Here is a 16291-nt window from a genome sequence, read left to right on the forward strand (position 1 = left end):
TACGATGGCCGGCCATTCGTTGCACGCGGAATATTCGATGGCCGACGTCAAGAAGGTGCCTTACTACAAGCCGCAGAAGGGGTTGTTCGGATCGGAGTTGAAGGAATACAAGGGAGTCCAGGGATGCATTCCGCTTGATACTCAAAAAAGCGTGTCATTCGACCGGCCCGCTCCGGGGGCGAAGCCGCCACCCGCTCCTGCCGAACCGGTTTCTCGCGCACAGAAGACCACGCCGCACCCGCCGCAACGTGCGGTTCCTCGGCCGCCACCGGAAACCGATCCGGCAATAGCGAAAGAATCGTCAAGGCAACCGGAATCGGAAGCATGCGAAAACCCGCCGCCTTTCGACCTCCAGGACGTTCCGGTTGCGATGGACAATCTAGGCTGGAAGGTTTCCGCCAGACTCGCGCGAATCTGGTTTGCGGGTGCGGCACATACGTACGATGACGACCCAACGTCACTCCAGCCATTGAATGACGACAGCCTCACACTCGACTGGACGTTAAAGTTCGGCAGCATCCGGAGGAAATTCGAACATCTCCTCGCAAACGGAATTTATAGCAAGCGATCCGTAGAAACAGCGACAAACATCATCAGGCCTTTCGTCAAAAACCTCTTTCTCGAAAGAAGTTCGACATTGAATTTCAATACCTCACGACTAACCCGTGACTTGCTCAAATTTCATAACGATTGGCAATTTCAGCTGCTACCAATAAGAAACTGGGAAACCTTGGAAAATTTCACTCCAACGGATCTCACAGGGGCACTAGCCAACTTTAACATCTACATTGCCATAGGGAATGTTGAAATTTCCAATGAAAAATACTTCAAGTACGAAAAATCAGGAAACTTCTACTGCATCAATGCTTCCGGCAAGATCACGCACGTCTATGCTTACGTGAAAGACAACTACTCATTCAACGGAAAACAGTACTTGGGACATTGGAACAGGCATGGAGTCATCATTGCACCCGGCTCGCTGCTCGCCGGTTCCAGCTCGTCCAAGAGGGACTCCGATATCGACATTTGGTCGAAAAACATCAGCAAACCCGTAGATACCCGAAAGGGTTTGTTTAGAAAGCTCAGAGAATCCGATGTTTACTTTCCAGTCTACAACGCCGACTATATCCGTTGGCGAGAGAAACATCAACGCGGCAAGGATTTCATGATATATTCAAAGCCCTCCTATCTAAAACTAAAGAAACCGATCGAGATCAATCTTGGCGAGATATGCAGACTAGAATCATCAGATACATTGGCCTAGCCATTGTTGCTTATATCGGCATAGGCTTGATCATCCACCTTAATCGGCCCACCTACGGACGCTGCGATTTTTATGACCGCCCTGACACGCTGGACGGCGGCATAAAAAACATGAATGGGATTTCATACAGGTTCGCGATGTGCGGCACCGGCGGAAATGATCAGGACGGGACGAATGACAAAATAGAACTGAGGGTTTTCAGTGACAAAGGCGAACTCCTGGCCAGGCGATACTTCTCCGTGAACTGGTATCACGGAAAGAGTTTTCACCAGCCCTTGAATTATGAAGGCAACGTGGTTCGCTACATCGACTTGACCGATGACTCAAACTACGAAAAATACCTGACAATTCCACCAAGCAAATGGGATTGGCTTCGTGCCAGGTTGCCTCTGTTTTGAGCGTATCGAGGTTAACGTACTCCGGGACCAGTTGGTCGATGCAGGTACATCGACCAACTCGAGAAGCGCTGCGGACAATGCCAGTCTTCTCGACCGAATCATCGCGGCAGCATGAACCAAGCCCACGGTAAAGTACATCGCAGGCGGCACGCACAGACAACCACGCTGCCGCCCCTCCCCACCATCACTCAAGCCACCTGAAACGCCCCCACCGCCCGACGCAGCCCGTCCGCCTGCTCCTCGAGCGACGCCGCAGCCGCTGCCGCCTGCTCGACCAGCGCCGCGTTCTGCTGCGACACCTGATCCATCTGCGACACCGCGCGGTTCACCTGTTCGATCCCGTCGCGCTGCTCGTTCGACGCTGCGGCGATCTCGGTCATGATGCCCGTCACGCGGCCGATCGCCTGCTGGATGTCCTGCATCGTGTCACCGGCCACGCCGACGAGCCGCGAGCCCGTCGCAACGCGCTCCACCGATTCGCCGATCAACGTGCGGATTTCCTTCGCGGCGGATGCCGAACGCTGCGCGAGCGTGCGCACCTCGCCCGCGACCACCGCGAAACCGCGGCCCTGCTCGCCGGCGCGCGCGGCTTCAACCGCCGCGTTCAGCGCGAGGATGTTGGTCTGGAATGCGATGCCCTCGATCGTGCCGATGATGTCGGCAACCTTCTGCGAACTCTGGTCGATCTCGTTCATCGTGCCGATCACTTCGCCGACGACCGTCGCGCCGCGCGTCGCGATCTCGCTCGCGTCGTCCGCGCAGGCCTGCGCTTCGACCGCATGATCGGCGTTCTGCTTCACGGTCGCCGTCAGTTGCTCCATGCTCGCGGCCGTTTCCTGCAATGCCGCGGCCTGTTCCTCGGTGCGCTGCGACAGATCGGTGTTGCCCGCCGCGATCTGGTGCGTCGCGGTCGAAATGGCCTCGGAGCCCTGCGTCACCTGACGCACGGTATCGGCGAGGCTGCGCTGCATGCCGGTCACGCCCCTGACCAGCTCGGCCATTTCGTCGCGCGACGACCAGCGCACTTCCGACGTCAGATCGCCTTCCGACAGGCGGCGGAAATGCGACAGCAGCCGGTTCACCGGCTGCGTGATCGCGAAATGCAGGCCGACCGCGCAACCCAGGCACGCGGCCAGGCCGAACGCGATGCCGGCGATCGCACCCGCGCGCATCCAGCCGTAATACATCTGCGCGGTGTCGTAGACCGCCTTGCCGCGCTCGGCCTGGTACGTATCGAGCGCATCGGTTGCCTGCGTGAGCGCGACCGACAGCGGCGGCGCGACCGTCATCAGCAAACGGTCTGCCTCGTCACGGCGCCCGTCGCGGATCGCGTCGATCAGCGGCTTCAACCCCTGCCCGATCAGCGCCTGGCGCGCGGTATCGAGCCGGCCGGCAAGCGCGCCCTCGTCACTCTCGTGCGGCAGCGCCGCATACGTGCGCCACGCGGCGTCGGCCTTCGCGAGATAGCTCTCGGCCTTCTTGACGAGATCCGGCACTTCCGGCGCGTCCGGATGCAACAGCACGCGATCGAGCGTCGTACGCACGATCGTCAGGTTCAGGCTCGCGGCCGACAGCGCGGTCTTCGCGGCCAGTTGCTGCGTATAGGCCTTGTCGAGCGCGCGGTTCGAACTCTGCATGCCGACGAGGCCGATCAGCCCCGACACGACGAGCAGCACGGCGACGAGACCGAGCGTGGAGAAAATCCGCGTACGGATGGAGAAACGGGAAAACAGGGCGTTCAGGTTCATGACGGCACGTGAGCGATAAAAAAATATGGCGGCAATCGGTCCGCGGCACTCTGGATTACGGTTTGCCTGCAAAAAACTTGAGTCCGGCCCCCTCTCGTCGTGATCCCGATCAAATTTCCTCGCGGCAACCTTCTGTTACCGATGCAACAAATCGAGCTCCGGCAGAAATTGACCAGTCAATGAATTGCCTCTATATTTCGATCAATTCCCTGCCATGGCAGATATCTCAATGAGAACCCATACCCTTGTTGCTCCGCCGGCCGCCGAGGCGGCCCGCCGCGACGCGCCGACCGGGCTGATCATCGCCGCGCTGCTGCTCGTGATGCTGCTGTCCGCGCTCGACCAGACGATCGTGTCGACCGCGCTGCCGACGATCGTCGGCGAGCTCGGCGGCCTCGACCAGTTGTCGTGGGTCGTCACCGCCTACCTGCTTTCGTCGACGATCGTGCTGCCGCTGTACGGCAAGCTCGGCGACCTGTACGGCCGCAAGATCGTCCTGCAGGCCGCCATCGTCCTGTTTCTCGCCGGCTCCGCGCTGTGCGGCGTCGCGCAGGACATGACGCAGCTGATCGTGCTGCGCGCGCTGCAGGGGCTCGGCGGCGGCGGGCTGATGGTGGTCACGATGGCCGCGATCGGCGACCTGGTGCCGCCCGATCGCCGCGCGCGCTATCAGGGGATGTTCGGCGGCGTGTACGGCCTCGCGACGATCATCGGGCCGCTGCTCGGCGGCTTCCTGGTCGAACACCTGTCGTGGCGCTGGATCTTCACGATCAATCTGCCGCTCGGCTTTCTCGCGCTTGCGGTGATCGGCCTCGCATTCCGGCCGCACACGGCGCACGTGAAGCACCGGATCGACTACATGGGCGCCGCGTTCCTCGCCACCGCGCTCACCTGCGTGATCCTGTTCACGAGCGAAGGCGGTTCGCTGCTGCCGTGGTCGTCGCCGCAGCTGTGGATGACGCTGGTGCTCGGCCTGGTCGCGGTCGGCGGCTTCATCTACGAGGAACGCCTCGCGGCCGAGCCGATCATGCCGCTCGAGCTGTTCCGTCAGCGCACGTTCGTGCTGATGGGCCTGATCGGTTTCGTGGTCGGCATCGCGCTGTTCGGCTCGGTCACGTTCATTCCGCTGTATCTGCAGGTCGTGAAGGGCTCGACGCCGTCGCAGGCCGGGATGCAGTTGCTGCCGATGATGGGCGGGATGCTCGCGATGTCGGTGATCAGCGGCCGGCTGATCTCGCGGCTCGGCACGTATCGCCCGTTTCCGATCGCGGGGACGCTGATCGGCGGCATCGCGATGGCGCTGCTGTCGACGCTGTCGCTCAACACGCCGCTGCACACGATGTACGCGTACATGGCGCTGCTCGGCATCGGGCTCGGCATGGTGATGCCGGTGCTGACGCTCGCCGTGCAGAACACGGTCGAATTCCGCCACATGGGCGTCGCGACGTCGGGCGTCACGCTGTTCCGCTCGATCGGCGGCTCGATCGGCGTCGCCGCATTCGGCGCGCTGTTCTCGCACGGGCTCGAATCGCGGGTGATGCAGGCGCTGCCGGCCGGCACGGCGCTGCCGCCCGCGCTCGGCCCGGCCGCCGTGCATCAGTTGCCGGATGCCGTGCGCGACGCGTACCTGCATGCGTTCGCCGGATCGCTGCACGTGGTGTATCTCGCGGCGGCGGCCGTGATCGCGATCGCGTTCGTGCTCGCGTGGTTCGTCGAAAGCGCGCCGCTGCGCACGCATCATTGAGCGGTACGGAGGCCGCGTCGCCGCGGTCTCCATCGAAGCCGCGACGCGCGGCGCCCGCCGCGCCACCCGCCGTCACGGCACCAGCACCACCGCCCCCGTCGTCTTGCGCGACTCCAGCATCCGGTGCGCATCGGCCGCCTGCTCCAGCGGCAGCCGCGCGCCGACCTCCACGTGCATCCCGCCCGCGAGCCGTTCGAGCGTCGCGCGCGCCGCTGCCCGATACCCGGCGACGTCGCGCGCGATGAAGCCGAGCACGCTCGGCCGCGCGAGCGCGATCGAGCGCGCCGGCCCGAGTTCGTCGAGATCGATCGTGTGCCGCGCGCCGATCGCGGCGACCTGCCCGATGCTCGCGACCATTCCGAACGGCCGCACCGCGCCGAGCGTGCGCGTCAGTACGTCGCCGCCGATCCCGTCGATCGCATAGTCGACGCCCGCGCCGCCGCCGAACGCGCGCGCCGCCGCGACGAAATCCTCCTCGCGATAATCGATCACCGCATCGGCGCCATGCGCGCGCACCAGCGCCGCCTTCGCGGCCGAGCCGACCGTGCCGATCACCCGCGCGCCGAGCGAGCGCGCCCACTGCGTCGCCAGCAGCCCGACGCCGCCGGCCGCCGCATGCACGAGCACGGTATCGCCGGCGCCGACCTGCCGCACACGGTACAGCAGCATGTAGACGGTGATCCCTTTCAGCAGCGCGGCGGCGGCCGCATCGTCGCTCACGCCGTCGGGCACGGGCACCACGCGCTCGGCAGGCAGCGTGCGCACGCTCGCGTAGCTGCCGGTCGGCAATCCCGCATATGCAACTCGCTGCCCCGCGACGAGATCCGTCACGCCGGGCCCGACCGCGTCGACCACGCCGGCCGCTTCGACGCCGAGCGCCTCCGGCAGCGCCGGCAACGGATGCGCGCCCGTCCGGAAATAGATGTCGACGAAATTCACGCCGACGGCGGTCTGGCGAATCCGGACCTCGCCGGCGCCCGGCAGCCCCACGGGCGCATCGACGCGGCGCAGCACGCCGGCGTCGCCATAACGGTCGATCCCGATCCGGGTGGCAGTCACAGTCTGGGTCATGACGTCCTCGCAATCGAATGAAGTGACACGATCATCCCATCGTGCATAATCAATCGGAATTCCCGCTACGCGCCCATCTACTGTGCAAAATTCGACCGATCCAGATCCCGTTGCGGCATCCCCATTGCCGATGAGCTGGGACGACTTGCGCTATTTCCTCGCGGTAATGCGCGGCGGCAGCCTGTCGGCCGCCGCCCGGGCGCTGCAGGTCCAGCATTCGACCGTCGCGCGGCGCGTCGACGCGCTGGAGTCCGCGCTCGGCATCCGGCTGTTCGACCGATTGCCGCGCGGCTGGCCGCCGACCGACGAAGGGCTGCAGCTTGCCGAGCATGCGGCGCGCGTCGAAGCCGACGTGCATGCGTTCGCGCGCGCCGCCCAGGGCGCGGCGACGCTCGACGGCGTCGTGCGCGTATCGGCGTCGCCGGTGTTCGCGAGTCACTTCCTCGCCCCGCGGCTCGCCCGTGCGCAGCGTGCATGGCCGGCGCTGCGGATCGACCTGATGGGCGAGATGCACGCGGCGAACCTGTACGCGCGCGAAGCGGACCTCGCGGTGCGTCTGTCGCGGCCGAGCGAGCCGGGGCTGGCCGCTCGCCGGCTCGGCACGATGCGCTTCGCGCTGTGCGCATCGCCTGAATGGGCCGCCGCATCGCCCGACACGTGGGCGTTTCTCGGCTACGACGATGCGCTCGCGCAAATGCCGCAGCAGCAGTGGCTCGAACGCTTTGCGGCCGGCCGCCGCTTCGCGTTCATCGCGAACGATCTGGCCGCGCTGCATCGCGCATGCGTGGCCGGCGCGGGCATCGCGTTGCTGCCGCGCTTTCTCGTCGACGATCCCGCGTCGGACACGGATGCGGACGCGAATACGGGCGCGCCCCACACAGTCGCTGCGTCGTTGTCGGCGCCCGCTCCGCTCGTCGAATTGACCGCCGCGCCGCGCTGCGACGTCGAGCGCGAGATCTGGCTGGTCGTCCACCCGGACGTACGCCGGTCGCCGCGCGTGCAACGCGTCGCCGACGCGATCGCGGACGCGGTTCGCGCGGCGAACGGCCATCTGTAGGCGGGCCGCCACCGCACGAGCCCACGCTCGTTCAGGCATGCGTCGCGGAACCGCCCGTTGAAGCGCTCGATGGAGACGCTCTCCACCGGCTTGCCGGGCCGAATGAACGACAGCACGACGCCTGCTTCGTAGCGCCATACATCCGGACCAACGAACCCCGGCCCGCCGACCATGGTGATGGATGCGGGTACGCCTCGCATCTCTTCCGAACACTCAACCCCGCGTTGCTGTACAGACACCGGATGCGCGTGTGGTTGGCGAAGCAGCCCTCCCGCCGCAACAGCACGTGAGTCCTGCGATAGCCGTAGCCACGGCGATTTTGATTGACACCCCACACGCGCGACACTACTGTCGACACTTTACCACCCCCCCTGTTTTCACAGGGGCCGATTATTGACGAGGATTGAAATGGCAGCCGACGATATTTTTGCGGTCAAGGACCAGGTGGTTTGCATCAGCGGAGCGAGCCGCGGGCTCGGCAAAGGACTCGCACGAATGTTCGCGGAACGCGGGGCACACGTCGTCATCGGCTCGTACGACGCACGGGAGCTCTCGGCCGCGCAGGCTGAATTGGCGGCGGACGGTCTTGACATCTCGACCGTCGTCGCCGATGTATCGGACCCGAATGCGTGTGCCGCGCTCGTAGAGCAGACCGTTCAGAAGTTCGGTCGCATTGATACGATGATCTGCAATGCGGGAGTAGACAAAATCAAACCCGCCGAAGACTACGAAAGCCACGAATGGGACCGGATTCTTGATGTGAACCTCAAGGGCGCCTACTTCTGCGCGAAGTACGCTGCCAAGGCGATGCTTTCCGCCGGCAGAGGAAGCATCGTCATGACGTCGTCGATTGCGGGCAGCTCGGGTATCTCCGGGCTCACGCCCTATGCCGCATCGAAAGGCGGTATCGACCAGCTCGTCAGAACCATGGCGGTGGAATGGGCGCCGCGCGGGGTTCGCGTGAATGCAGTCGCACCGGGCTACATCAACAACTTCATGGACGGCGTCGACAACAGTTCCTCGTCGCCTTATCAGCAGCGTGCGATGGCGCGCACTCCGATGGCCCGCCGTGGCGAAATTGGGGAATTCGGCGGTGCGTATATTTATCTCGCCAGCGACGCGTCTTCCTATGTAACCGGCACGGTTCTCTTCGTGGACGGCGGGTATAACGCCGCGTAAATAGCCCGGCCGAAGCGGAAGGCCGGACGCCCCGGCTAGGTCCGGCCTTCCGTCTTTTGCCCCGGCCCAGTGGCAATACACGGCCAGCCGTCCATCCAACACAACTCAGCAAACCGCGGGCGCCGTACGGTTGCGATGCATCGCAAATTGCGCCCCCGATCTCAGATCGGCAACCATCGGCCGGCACCACGCGAGCAGCGTGTGCGTTCGACGGGGATTGGAGAAGCCGCGAATCAACAGCGAAGCGGGCGCAACGCAAGTGTAGCTGTCCTGCGAGAGACGGCCGCACTTGCGTTGCGGATCAGGTCTTTACTGCGCGTTCTGAATGGCGAAAAGCCGGCCAAACTGCGGCAGCTCGTCTTTGACGCCCGCGAGGCGTAGCGCATGCCATGCCATTGCGTGATTGCTGGAGGTCACCGGCTTGCCAAGCTCGCCCTCGATGAGCGCCGCCTGGTCGGCCAAGCGCAACGACGTACAAGAGACGAAGACCGCATCCACGTCCTCGTGTCGGCCCAGTGCCAGGATGGCGTTGCGAACTGACTGCGCGTCGATGCGCGCCACTTCGTTATCGTCCGAATGCTCGAATGACCCCATCCGGACGACGTTGATGCCGCGATTCACCAGGTAGTCGCGCATCGATTCGTTGATCGTCCGCATGTACGGCGTCAGCAGCGCGACACGCTTCGCTCCCAGCGAGTTCAACGCGACCCGGGCGGCGGTGATAGGTGTGGTGCACGCTGCGTTGGGCCGGGATTCCCTGATGCGGGCAATGACCCGGTCCTCCCCGAGAACCATCGATGCGGACGTACAACCGAACGCCACCACATCGAGCCGCTCGCCAGGCCGAATCACTGCAACCCCCGGCGCAATCCGGTCGTCCATTTCCCTCAACGTCTCCGGCGTGATTTCCGCCGAATTCACGATTCGGCTTTCGTAGAATCCGACCCCGTCGATCGACAGGAGCTTGCGCCATTCATACTCGATCGTATGGTCAGTCGCGAGGACGACCAGGCCGATTGCGGCCCGGTCGGAGATACCGGCATCAAGGGCGAAATCGAGCTTCGCATAGCGCTCCACATCTTCGAGAGTTTCCATGTCTTTGCCTCTTTATGTCGACGGCTGGTTGTGCTTGAAGGGTTCAGGCCGTTCCTTGAGTCCAGCAATCAGACCGCGGAGATGACGCCGATTTCAACCGTGTACTGAGGAAAAGCGAGCTTCGATTCGACACAGGCACGGGCCGGAGCGTCGCCCTCGGGAACCCAGGCATCCCACACTTCGTTCATCTCGTTGAATGTCGTGTAGTCGGCGAGCCAGATGCTTGCGGAGAGGATCTTCGTCTTGTCGGCCCCGACTTGCTCAAGCAACTTGTCGATCTTCGCGAGGATCTGCGTAGTCTGCCCCTTCACGTCCTGACTCGGATCGTCAGCGACCTGACCGGCCACAAAAACGAAGCCGTTGTACACGACCGCCATGCTCATCCGCTTGCCGCTCTCGTATCGACTGATTTGCATAAATCCTCCTTCAGTTGGTGTCAAAGTGCGATTAGACTAGCGCACATCACACACAATTGTCGACACTTTTATCGACACATCCAAGGAAAGCCCCAACGGAAAAATTTCACCTCGCGCCACAGCTTTTTTTGCAATTAATATACAGTAGTGTCTACACTTATGGCGCGCGCAGCCCTCGGGACGATACGGTGGTCCCGTCAAAGGCGGTCGCCGTGGTATGAAGTCATTCCACGATTCACATTGAGGACGTCATGAAGGTCATTGTGCTCGGCGGCGGTGTGGTTGGCGTCACGACCGCCTATCAGCTTCAGAAAGATGGTCACGATGTCACGGTCGTTGACCGGCAACCCGTTGTTGCCGGGGAAACGAGTTGGGGAAACGCGGGCATGGTCGCCCCGGGGCACTCCTTCGTTTGGTCGTCGCCAAAGGCGCCGATGATTCTGGCGAAGTCGTTGTTACTGAAGGACCAGGCCCTTCGGTTCAAATTCTCGGCGGACCCCAGGCTTTATTCGTGGTCGTGGCTTTTTCTGATGGAATGCAGCGCGGAAAAGGCGCGCCGCAACACCCTGCTCAAGCATCGACTGGCGGCATATTCGCAATCCGTGTTACAGAGCGTCATCGCGACGGAGAACGTCTCCTACGACCGCAACGACCGCGGCATCGTCTACTTCCATCGCAGCCAGGAAGCATTGGACCGAGGTGTCGCCCAGATGAAACTTCTCGAGTCGGACGGCCAGGTCATCAAAGTGCTGAACCGGGAAGAGGTCGTGTCGCTCGACCCCTCGCTCCGCGCCGCCAAAGACGAGATTGCGGGTGCGATTTACTGTCCGACGGACGAAACGGGCGACCCGGCTAAGTTCACGCGCTCGCTTGCCGACATCATTGTCTCCCGCGGCGCGACCCTCCTGACTGGAACGAACATTCGCGGCCTGGAGGTTGCCGGCGAGCAAATTGCCGGCGTCAGAACAGACAAGGGGGTGCTCAAAGGCGACGTATACGTGCTGGCCCTCGGTAGCTACAGCCCCATCCTGGGCCGGCAAGTTGGCGTCCACTTGCCGATCTATCCCGTGAAGGGCTATTCGTTGACGATCCCTATCGAAGAACATGCTCATGCGCCGAATGTCGCTGTCGTTGACGAACACAATCTGGTTGCCATTTCGCGCTTCGGCGACAGGATTCGAGTAACGGCGACGGCAGAGTTTGCCGGGTACGATACGTCGCACAAGCCTTCGGACTTCGCATTCATGAAGCGGGTCACGCAAGAACTCTATCCGGACGGCGGCAACTACGACCGCGCGGAGATGTGGGCGGGGTTACGGCCCATGACGCCGAACAATCTGCCGTTCTTCGGACAGAAGAAATACGCGAACCTGTTCCTGAACACGGGCCACGGACATATCGGCTGGACCATGTCCCATGGGTCCGCGCGCATTACGGCTGACCTGATAGCACGGCGGACGCCGGAAATTCCCATGGACGGGCTGCTCGCCTAGCCGCTATGGCGTCGCAAAGAGTCCGGCCGCCGCCGGAAACAGCCCTGCCGTCGACGGGACACCGGCGTTCGGCAGTTCCACCGGTCACCACGAGAAGTTCCAGCGAGAAGGCCCCAATCATCCGCGGTCGGCAGCGAGGGCGGCGGATGTCATCAGGCATGATGCGAACACGGCTCGAACCTGGCCGCGAAGCCGGTATCCGCAGGCCGTTTGATGGACGGAAGCGTATCCGCGGCACCCCGGGTGCCTGGTATAGAATACAGCATTGCCGACACTTTCCGGCTGCCATGGATACCCTCCAGAAGGGAGCGGCACGGGAAGCGCGCCCGACCGTCGAGGCGGCGCCCCTCGACGAAGCGACCCGTCCCGAACAGTCGCTGTCGAGAGCATGGCAGGTCTTCGGAATAACCCAAGGTGCCGCGTGCATCAGGAAGGAAACCCACAATGGCAGGCTACTCTTCCCTCATCAGGGATTCGAAACCGCGTGTCCGGGAAACCAACGCTCCAAAGCGGGCGGGACTTACCGTCAACGACTTGTACGAGCAACTCAAGGAGATGGCGGTTCTATACACCATTCGGCCGGGCGAGCGCGTAAACGAGCTGGAACTGTCGGAGAAATTTGATGTAAGCCGAACGCCGCTTCGCGAAGCGCTGAATCGACTCGTCGCCGAAAACCTCCTGACGTTCGTCCCCAATCGGGGATTCTTCGTCCGGGAATTGAACCGCCAGGACATCTTCGACCTTTTCGAGCTTCGCCGGAGCATTGAAGCCTCTGCCGTGCAACTCGCCGTCGAACGCGCGGACCTCAAGGACGTGAAGGCACTGCGGAAGTTCTGGAAAGACACGATGAAGAACAAGACGCAGGCCCCCGCCGCTCAGCTGGTCTCGCGCGACGAAGAATTCCACGTCCGTCTGGTCGCCCTGTCGGGCAATAACGAGATGGTCCGTACCATGTATGGCATTAACGCGCGCATCCACTTCGTCCGCTGGATCGATCTTGAACAACGCGGACACGATGCCTTCGCCGAGCATCTCGAAATTCTTGACGCGATCGAGGCGCGTGATGCGAAGCGGTGCCGGGAACTGACCGAGACGCACATTACGTGGCGGATGGAAGAGATTGCCAAAGTGGTGGACGCCGGCGTCGTCAGGCTCTTCTCGCAATAACCCGCCCGGTTGCTCAAGAACGGGCACGCTTGCGCGTGCCCGTCCAGAGACATCAGCCCCGCTCGAAATCCGAATCGCATCGCTGTTCCTCATCGCCGTGAATCAGGCAACCTGCTTCAGTTCGATGACGGACGGTTTCGACAACTGAGCAACGGCACTCGCCCATTCGGCGTCGATAGCCTTCAGATTGCGCTCCTTGACGTGCCCGTAGCCACGAAGCTTCTCGACCATCGTCGCGGCCCGAAGCGCGAATCGATAGTTGCGTGAGCTGCCGTGACGAAGAATCTCGTCGACGGTTTGCTCGTAGCGCGCAATCAGCCCGCGCTCCATCTTGCGCTCCGCCGTGTAGCCGAAGGGGTCGAACGGCGTGCCGCGCAGGATCTTGAGCTTCGCGAGCAACCGGAATGCAGGCAGCATCCACGCGCCGTACTCCTTTTTGCGCGGCTCCCCCGTCACGTCATCCCGCCTGGCAAGCAGTGGCGGCGCCAGATTGAACGCAATGCGAAAGTCGCCTTCGAACTGTTGCCTGAGGCTTTCAACGAACTCCGGCGACGCATGCAAACGCGCGACCTCGTATTCGTCCTTGTAGGCAAGGACCTTGAAGTAGCCATCGGCGACCGCGCGCGTGACGGACTCTTCATGCGGCATGGCGCCGCGTTCCCAGTCGCGAACACGGTTCACCAACTTTCGGAAACGGTCGCCATATGCCGCGTTTTGGTAATCCGTCAGGAATCTCGCCTTGCGCTCGACAAGCTCGTCGAGCGACGTCGACAGGCGAAGCGACTCGCGAACCGGTTTGGCAGCCGCCCATGCCCGCTCCGCCGAACCGGGAGACAGCGCGGCACGCCGCCCCCAGAGGAACGCCGCCTTGTTCATCTTCACGCCTGCGCCGTTCAACTCGATGGCTGCATCGATCGCCTCCGAGTGAATAGGGATGAGGCCACGCTGATAGGCGTAGCCCAGCATGAACATGTTTCCGGCAATCGTGTCGCCGAAAATGTTCATTGCGTATTTCGTCGCGTCCACGAATTCGACGCCGTCGCTGCCGACGGCTTGCGTCATTCCATCGCGCAACGCCGAGGCCGGAAACTTCAGGTCAGGATGACGCGTGAACTCGCCGGTCATGACTTCATGCGTGTTCACGAGCATGCGCGTCGAACCCTTGCGCGTCGTGGCCAGCGTCTTGCGGCTCGCCGCCACGACCATGTCGCAGCCGAGAACCGCATCGGCTCCGCCTGCTGCAATCCGGATGGCTTTGATATCCGCGGGACGCTTGCCGAATCGAAGATGCGACCACACCGAACCGCCCTTCTGGGCAAGACCTGCCATGTCCAGAATCCCGCAAGCCTTGCCCTCGAGGTGCGCGGCCATGCCCAGGATCGCGCCGATCGTCACGACGCCCGTGCCGCCCACGCCCGTCACGATGATGGAATACACGCCATTGTCGAGAGACGGAAGTTGCGGCTCGACGAGAGCCGGGAACAGGTCGACGTGCGGTTCGACGGCTCCGGTCTTGCGCAAGCTGCCCCCATGCACGGTGACGAAGCTCGGACAGAAGCCGTTGTTGCATGAGTAGTCCTTATTGCAGGCAGACTGGTCGATTTCGCGCTTGCGGCCGAATTCTGTCTCGAGCGGCAAAAGGGAGACGCAGTTGGACTTGATCCCGCAGTCGCCGCAGCCCTCGCAGACGAGATCATTGATGACAAGACGCTTGGGCGGGTCGGGGAACTGTTTCCGCTTGCGACGCCGGCGCTTCTCCGCGGCGCAGGTCTGGTCATAGACGAGCACCGTCACGCCCGGGATGTCCCGAAGTTCTTCCTGCACCTTCTGCAACTCGGCACGGTGATGAATCGTGACGCCCCTGGCCCAGCCGGCATCGGCCGGGTACTTGCCGGGGTCATCGGTCACGACGGCAATCCGATTCACGCCTTCCGCATGAACCTGGGTCGTGATGGTCATCGGATCGAGGGTACCGTCGTGGCGCTGACCGCCGGTCATTGCCACTGCATCGTTGTAGAGAATCTTGAACGTAATATTGGTTTTTGCCGCCACGGCGGCACGGACGGCCAGCAGCCCCGAGTGAAAATACGTCCCGTCGCCCATGTTCTGGAACATGTGCCGCCGCTTGGAGAACGGTGCCTCGCCGACCCATGCCATGCCCTCGGCGCCCATCTGGGTGTAACCCAGCGTGTTGCGATCCATCGTCTGCGCCATCCAGCTGCACCCGATACCGGCGTAAGCCTTGCTGCCTTCCGGGATGACGGTCGACGAATTGTGGGGACAACCGCTGCAGAAGTAGAAGCTGCGCAGCATGGCCTCGGGGGCGAATTCGACTTTGCTCAACGCCGTGAGAAAGGCAACGCGTTCCGCGATGCGCATGTTGCCCGTACGCTGCGCGAGCCGTTGCCCCAGCGCGATCGCAACCTGCAGGGAGTTCAGTGACATCTCGACGGGGAACAGCTTCTTGCCGTGCTCGTCCTGCTTGCCGATGACGACCGGAGCGTTGGGCTCCCGGTACAGGCAGTCCTTGATCTGAAATTCCAGCAGGCTCCGCTTTTCCTCGACGACCATGAGCAAGTCGAGGCCGGCGGCAAACTCGCGCAGCCCTTCGGGTTCGAGTGGCCACGTACAGGCGACCTTGTAAATGGCCACGCCCATCGACTCGAGTTCGGCCTCGGCAATCTCGAGGTCGTCGATGGCCTGCAAGAGATCCAGATAGCTTTTACCGTGGGTCACGATACCGATACGCGCCCCCGGCTTACCCAGGGTCACCCGGTCGAGACCGTTGGCGCGAACGAAAGCGCGAACCGCGTCGAGCTTGTAGTTGTACAGACGGAATTCCTGTTCTTGCGGCGTGTCCGGCTGACGGACATTGAGCCCCCCCGCAGGCATCGGCACGCCCTCGGGAACCACCGGCGTCACGCGATCGAGGTCGACGTCGATTACCGCCGACGCGTCTGCCGTGTCCTTGACGCATTTGAGCCCGACCCAGCACCCGGAATACCGGGACAACGCCCATCCATACAGGCCGTAGTCCAGGATTTCCTGCACGCCGCCAGGGCTTAGAACGGGAATGGACGCATCGACCAGCGCGAATTCGGACTGGTGGCAAGTGGTCGACGACTCGCAGGTGTGGTCGTCGCCCATCAACAGCAGCACGCCGCCGTGCTTCGAGCTACCCGCCAGGTTGGCGTGGCGGAAGGCGTCACCGCTTCGGTCAACGCCCGGCCCTTTGCCGTACCAGATTCCGAAAACGCCATCGTATTTGCCTTCACCGGCCAGTTCGGCCTGCTGACTGCCCCAGACCGCCGAAGCCGCAAGGTCCTCGTTCACCCCGGGAACGAACACGACGTTGGCTTCGGCGAGAAACTTCTTCGCTTTGCCCAGTTCAGCGTCGTAGGTGCCGAGCGGCGAGCCGCGGTATCCCGAGATGTATCCGGCGGTGTTCAAGCCGCTAGCCTTGTCACGGCGGTGCTGCATCATGGGCAGCCTGACGAGTGCCTGAACGCCTGTCAGGAAAATACGCCCCTCGTCGAGCGTGAACTTGTCGTCGAGCGTTACTTTACGTAGTGTCACGATTGCTCCTTCCAGGCAAAACCTTCGCTCATTTGCGCTTTCCAGTTCCATTTGCCGTGTTCGTCGAACGGGAGTCCGACATA

The 16291-nt window shown here is 62.7% G+C and carries 12 protein-coding genes and 1 pseudogene; 7 read left to right on the forward strand and 6 right to left on the reverse strand.

Annotated features, from left to right (window positions below; translation table 11 throughout):
- Positions 1-37: 37 nt before the first annotated feature.
- Both DCN14_RS09185 and DCN14_RS38625 read left to right on the forward strand, forming a co-directional pair.
- Positions 38-1264, forward strand: coding sequence for a DUF6402 family protein (locus DCN14_RS09185; RefSeq protein WP_172441862.1), 1227 nt, complete (start codon positions 38-40; stop codon positions 1262-1264).
- Positions 1231-1662, forward strand: coding sequence for a hypothetical protein (locus DCN14_RS38625; protein ID WP_240327191.1), 432 nt, complete (start codon positions 1231-1233; stop codon positions 1660-1662). Before DCN14_RS09185 ends, DCN14_RS38625 begins: the two co-directional genes overlap by 34 nt.
- A 188-nt stretch (positions 1663-1850) precedes the next feature.
- Here DCN14_RS38625 and DCN14_RS09195 read toward each other — a convergent pair whose 3' ends face one another.
- Positions 1851-3410: a methyl-accepting chemotaxis protein gene (locus DCN14_RS09195; protein WP_162826185.1), complete on the reverse strand. Its 1560-nt coding sequence runs from the start codon at positions 3408-3410 to the stop codon at positions 1851-1853.
- Between the two features lie 229 nt (positions 3411-3639).
- On the opposite strand from DCN14_RS09195, the gene DCN14_RS09200 reads away from it, so the two are divergent.
- Positions 3640-5154 carry an MDR family MFS transporter gene (locus tag DCN14_RS09200; RefSeq protein WP_096499927.1) on the forward strand — a complete coding sequence of 505 codons (1515 nt, stop codon included), beginning with the start codon at positions 3640-3642 and terminating at the stop codon, positions 5152-5154.
- A 72-nt stretch (positions 5155-5226) separates the two neighbouring features.
- Here DCN14_RS09200 and DCN14_RS09205 read toward each other — a convergent pair whose 3' ends face one another.
- Positions 5227-6225: a quinone oxidoreductase gene (locus DCN14_RS09205; protein WP_096499929.1), complete on the reverse strand. Its 999-nt coding sequence runs from the start codon at positions 6223-6225 to the stop codon at positions 5227-5229.
- 130 nt (positions 6226-6355) lie between these two features.
- On the opposite strand from DCN14_RS09205, the gene DCN14_RS09210 reads away from it, so the two are divergent.
- On the forward strand, positions 6356-7282 hold the full coding sequence (locus DCN14_RS09210) for a LysR family transcriptional regulator (RefSeq protein WP_096499931.1): 927 nt from the start codon (positions 6356-6358) through the stop codon (positions 7280-7282).
- A gap of 26 nt (positions 7283-7308) precedes the next feature.
- Here the strand turns inward: DCN14_RS09210 and DCN14_RS09215 are convergent.
- Positions 7309-7425: pseudogene (locus DCN14_RS09215) on the reverse strand (integrase core domain-containing protein); the annotation flags it as partial.
- A gap of 265 nt (positions 7426-7690) precedes the next feature.
- Here DCN14_RS09215 and DCN14_RS09220 point away from each other — a divergent pair.
- On the forward strand, positions 7691-8461 hold the full coding sequence (locus DCN14_RS09220) for an SDR family NAD(P)-dependent oxidoreductase (RefSeq protein WP_096499933.1): 771 nt from the start codon (positions 7691-7693) through the stop codon (positions 8459-8461).
- 309 nt (positions 8462-8770) lie between these two features.
- On the opposite strand, the gene DCN14_RS09225 is transcribed toward DCN14_RS09220, so the two are convergent.
- Positions 8771-9556: an aspartate/glutamate racemase family protein gene (locus DCN14_RS09225; protein WP_096499935.1), complete on the reverse strand. Its 786-nt coding sequence runs from the start codon at positions 9554-9556 to the stop codon at positions 8771-8773.
- A gap of 68 nt (positions 9557-9624) precedes the next feature.
- On the reverse strand, positions 9625-9972 hold the full coding sequence (locus tag DCN14_RS09230) for a RidA family protein (RefSeq protein WP_096499937.1): 348 nt from the start codon (positions 9970-9972) through the stop codon (positions 9625-9627).
- Between the two features lie 251 nt (positions 9973-10223).
- Between DCN14_RS09230 and DCN14_RS09235 the strand changes: the two genes are divergently transcribed.
- Both DCN14_RS09235 and DCN14_RS09240 read left to right on the forward strand, forming a co-directional pair.
- Positions 10224-11465 (forward strand): D-amino acid dehydrogenase, encoded by a 1242-nt coding sequence (locus DCN14_RS09235; RefSeq protein WP_096499939.1) that lies wholly within the window; start codon positions 10224-10226, stop codon positions 11463-11465.
- A gap of 444 nt (positions 11466-11909) precedes the next feature.
- Complete coding sequence (locus DCN14_RS09240) at positions 11910-12632, forward strand: GntR family transcriptional regulator (protein ID WP_096499941.1); 723 nt, start codon at positions 11910-11912, stop codon at positions 12630-12632.
- 102 nt (positions 12633-12734) lie between these two features.
- Here the strand turns inward: DCN14_RS09240 and DCN14_RS09245 are convergent, their stop codons facing one another.
- Entirely contained in the window at positions 12735-16259 is a 3525-nt protein-coding gene (locus DCN14_RS09245; RefSeq protein ID WP_096499943.1) for an indolepyruvate ferredoxin oxidoreductase family protein, read from the reverse strand.
- Between the last annotated feature and the right edge of the window lie 32 nt (positions 16260-16291).

The organism is Burkholderia sp. IDO3 (assembly GCF_003366075.1).
Taxonomy (GTDB): domain Bacteria; phylum Pseudomonadota; class Gammaproteobacteria; order Burkholderiales; family Burkholderiaceae; genus Burkholderia; species Burkholderia anthina.

Bases quoted from the DNA above. Each gene is read 5' to 3' on its own strand.
- DCN14_RS09195 (WP_162826185.1), bottom strand. From the start codon at position 3,410: ATGAACCTGAACGCCCTGTTTTCCCGTTTCTCCATCCGTACGCGGATT.
- DCN14_RS09225 (WP_096499935.1), bottom strand. From the start codon at position 9,556: ATGGAAACTCTCGAAGATGTGGAGCGCTATGCGAAGCTCGATTTCGCC.
- DCN14_RS09220 (WP_096499933.1), top strand. From the start codon at position 7,691: ATGGCAGCCGACGATATTTTTGCGGTCAAGGACCAGGTGGTTTGCATC.
- DCN14_RS09205 (WP_096499929.1), bottom strand. From the start codon at position 6,225: ATGACCCAGACTGTGACTGCCACCCGGATCGGGATCGACCGTTATGGC.
- DCN14_RS09240 (WP_096499941.1), top strand. From the start codon at position 11,910: ATGGCAGGCTACTCTTCCCTCATCAGGGATTCGAAACCGCGTGTCCGG.
- DCN14_RS38625 (WP_240327191.1), top strand. From the start codon at position 1,231: ATGCAGACTAGAATCATCAGATACATTGGCCTAGCCATTGTTGCTTAT.
- DCN14_RS09210 (WP_096499931.1), top strand. From the start codon at position 6,356: ATGAGCTGGGACGACTTGCGCTATTTCCTCGCGGTAATGCGCGGCGGC.
- DCN14_RS09245 (WP_096499943.1), bottom strand. From the start codon at position 16,259: ATGGAACTGGAAAGCGCAAATGAGCGAAGGTTTTGCCTGGAAGGAGCA.
- DCN14_RS09185 (WP_172441862.1), top strand. From the start codon at position 38: ATGGCCGACGTCAAGAAGGTGCCTTACTACAAGCCGCAGAAGGGGTTG.
- DCN14_RS09200 (WP_096499927.1), top strand. From the start codon at position 3,640: ATGAGAACCCATACCCTTGTTGCTCCGCCGGCCGCCGAGGCGGCCCGC.
- DCN14_RS09230 (WP_096499937.1), bottom strand. From the start codon at position 9,972: ATGCAAATCAGTCGATACGAGAGCGGCAAGCGGATGAGCATGGCGGTC.
- DCN14_RS09235 (WP_096499939.1), top strand. From the start codon at position 10,224: ATGAAGGTCATTGTGCTCGGCGGCGGTGTGGTTGGCGTCACGACCGCC.